Source organism: Streptomyces odonnellii (assembly GCF_000981895.1).
Lineage (GTDB): Bacteria > Actinomycetota > Actinomycetes > Streptomycetales > Streptomycetaceae > Streptomyces > Streptomyces odonnellii.
Genome location: NZ_LATD01000627.1, coordinates 1 through 2,788, shown reverse-complemented (window position 1 = coordinate 2,788; position 2,788 = coordinate 1). Strand labels below are relative to the sequence as shown.

Below are 2,788 nucleotides of genomic sequence, written 5' to 3'. Positions count from 1 at the left end.
CGTGAACACCACGGCACGGGACGGCGGGACGGGAGGACGGCGGGACGGCAGGACGGCGGGACGGGCGCGCGAAGTCGCACCGTATCGCCGTGTCGCCCACACCGCCGTATCGCCGTACCGCCCGTACCGCCGTACCGCGAGCGGGATCCCGTCCCTCAGTCCTCGTCCTCCAACTCCCCCTCCGTTTCGAGGAAGACCTCCCTCAGCGCCTCCAGAACCGCCGGGTCCGGCTTGGCCCACAGGCCTCGCGACTCGGCTTCCAGGAGGCGTTCCGCTATGCCGTGGATGGCCCAGGGGTTGGCCTGTTGGAGGAAGGCGCGGTTCTCGGGGTCCAGAACATAGGTCTCGGTGAGCTTGTCGTACATCCAGTCGGCGACCACGCCGGTCGTCGCGTCGTACCCGAAGAGATAGTCGACGGTCGCGGCGAGTTCGAAGGCGCCCTTGTAGCCGTGGCGCCGCATCGCCTCGATCCAGCGGGGGTTGACGACCCGGGCGCGGAAGACGCGGGAGGTCTCCTCGACCAGGGTGCGGGTACGGACGGTCTCGGGGCGGGTGGAGTCGCCGATGTACGCCTCGGGGGCCGTGCCCTTGAGCGCGCGGACCGTGGCGACCATGCCGCCGTGGTACTGGAAGTAGTCGTCGGAGTCCGCGATGTCGTGCTCGCGGGTGTCGGTGTTCTTGGCGGCGACGGCGATGCGCTTGTACGCGGTCTCCATCTCGGCACGCGCGGGCCTGCCTTCAAGGCCGCGGCCGTACGCGTAACCGCCCCACACCGTGTAGACCTCGGCGAGATCGGCGTCCGTACGCCAGTCGCGGCTGTCGATGAGCTGGAGGATGCCGGCGCCGTACGTACCGGGCCGGGAGCCGAAGATACGGGTCGTCGCGCGGCGTTCGTCGCCGTGCGCCGCGAGGTCGGCCTGGGCGTGGGCGCGGATGTGGTTGGCGTCGGCGGGTTCGTCCAGGGAGGCGGCCAGCCGTACCGCGTCGTCCAGCAGCCCGACCCCGTGCGGGAAGGCGTCACGGAAGAAACCGCTGATGCGGAGGGTGACGTCGATACGGGGACGGCCCAGCTCGGACAGCGCGATCGGCTCCAGGCCGGTGACCCGGCGCGAGGCGTCGTCCCAGACCGGCCGGATCCCCAGCAGGGCGAGGGCCTCGGCGATGTCGTCCCCGGACGTGCGCATCGCGCTCGTACCCCACAGGGACAGGCCGACCGAGGCGGGCCAGTCGCCGTTGTCGGTGCGGTAGCGGTCGAGGAGGGAGTCGGCGAGGGCCTGGCCGGTCTCCCAGGCGAGCCGGCTCGGGACGGCCTTGGGGTCGACGGAGTAGAAGTTGCGGCCGGTCGGCAGGACGTTGACGAGTCCGCGCAGCGGTGATCCCGAGGGGCCCGCCGGTACGAATCCGCCGTCCAGCGCGTGTACGACATGGTCGATCTCGTCGACCGTACCGGCCAGCCGAGGCACGACCTCGCGGGCCGCGAAGTCGAGGACGGCGGCGACCTGGCCGGCGTCGACGGCGTCGACGGCCTTGGCGCCGGAGCCGCCGGAGCCGTCGGAATCGCCAGAGCCGCCAGAGCCGCCGGAGCGGTCGGAGCGGTCGGAGCCGTCGGACGGAACACCGGCCGCCACCACGCCCGGCACCGCCGCCGGGTCCCACCCCGCGTCCTCCATCGCCTGGACCAGCGCGCGGGCCCGTGCCTCCGTCTCGTCGGCGCCGGTACGGGTCGCGGCCGACTCGTCCAGGCCCAGCGCCTCGCGCAGACCGGGGAGGGAGGCCGTACCGCCCCAGATCTGACGGGCGCGCAGGATGGCGAGGACCAGGTTCACCCGTGCCTCACCGGTCGGCGCACCGCCCAGCACATGCAGTCCGTCGCGGATCTGCGCGTCCTTGACCTCGCACAGCCAGCCGTCGACATGGAGCAGGAAGTCGTCGAAGCCGTCGTCGTCGGGACGGTCGTCCAGCCCGAGGTCGTGGTCGAGCTTGGCCGCCTGGATCAGCGTCCAGATCTGCGCGCGGATCGCGGGCAGCTTCGCCGGGTCCATGGCGGAGATCGCCGCGTGCTCGTCGAGAAGCTGCTCCAGGCGCGCGATGTCGCCGTACGATTCGGCGCGCGCCATCGGCGGTACGAGATGGTCCACCAGCGTGGCGTGCACGCGCCGCTTGGCCTGCGTGCCCTCGCCCGGGTCATTGACCAGGAACGGATAGATCAGCGGCAGATCGCCCAGCGCGGCGTCGGGGGCACAGGCGGCGGAGAGCCCCGCGTTCTTGCCGGGCAGCCACTCCAGATTGCCGTGCTTGCCCAGGTGGATCATGGCGTCGGCGCCGAAACCGCCGTCCTCGCGCGCGGCCTGGATCCAGCGGTACGCGGCCAAGTAGTGGTGCGAGGGCGGCAGATCGGGGTCGTGGTAGATCGCGATGGGGTTCTCGCCGAAGCCGCGCGGCGGCTGGATGAGGACGAGGAGATTGCCGCGGCGGAGGGCGGCGAGGACGATGTCGCCGTCCGGGTCCCCGCCCGCGCCGACCCGGCTGCGGTCCACGAACATCCCGCCGGGCGGCGGGCCCCAGTGCTCCTCGACGGACTCCCGCAGGGCGGCGGGGAGCCGGCCGTACCAGCGGCGGTAGTCGGCGGCGGGGATACGGACGGGGTTACGGGCGAGCTGCTCCTCGGTGAGCCAGTCCTGGTCGTGGCCGCCGGCTTCGATGAGGGCGTAGATCAGTTCGTCGCCGTCGCCGGATTCGAGACCGGGGACGGGCTCGGGGGCGGACGCCGGGGCGGTGGCGCGGAGCC

1 protein-coding gene is annotated in these 2,788 nt (G+C 72.5%); it reads right to left on the bottom strand.

What is annotated here, in order from left to right; all coding sequences use genetic code 11:
* Window positions 1-155 precede the first annotated feature (155 nt).
* Window positions 156-2,788, bottom strand: a 2,633-nt coding sequence (cobN, locus tag WH07_RS35770; protein WP_046509445.1) for a cobaltochelatase subunit CobN, incomplete at its 5' end; no start/stop codon positions are given.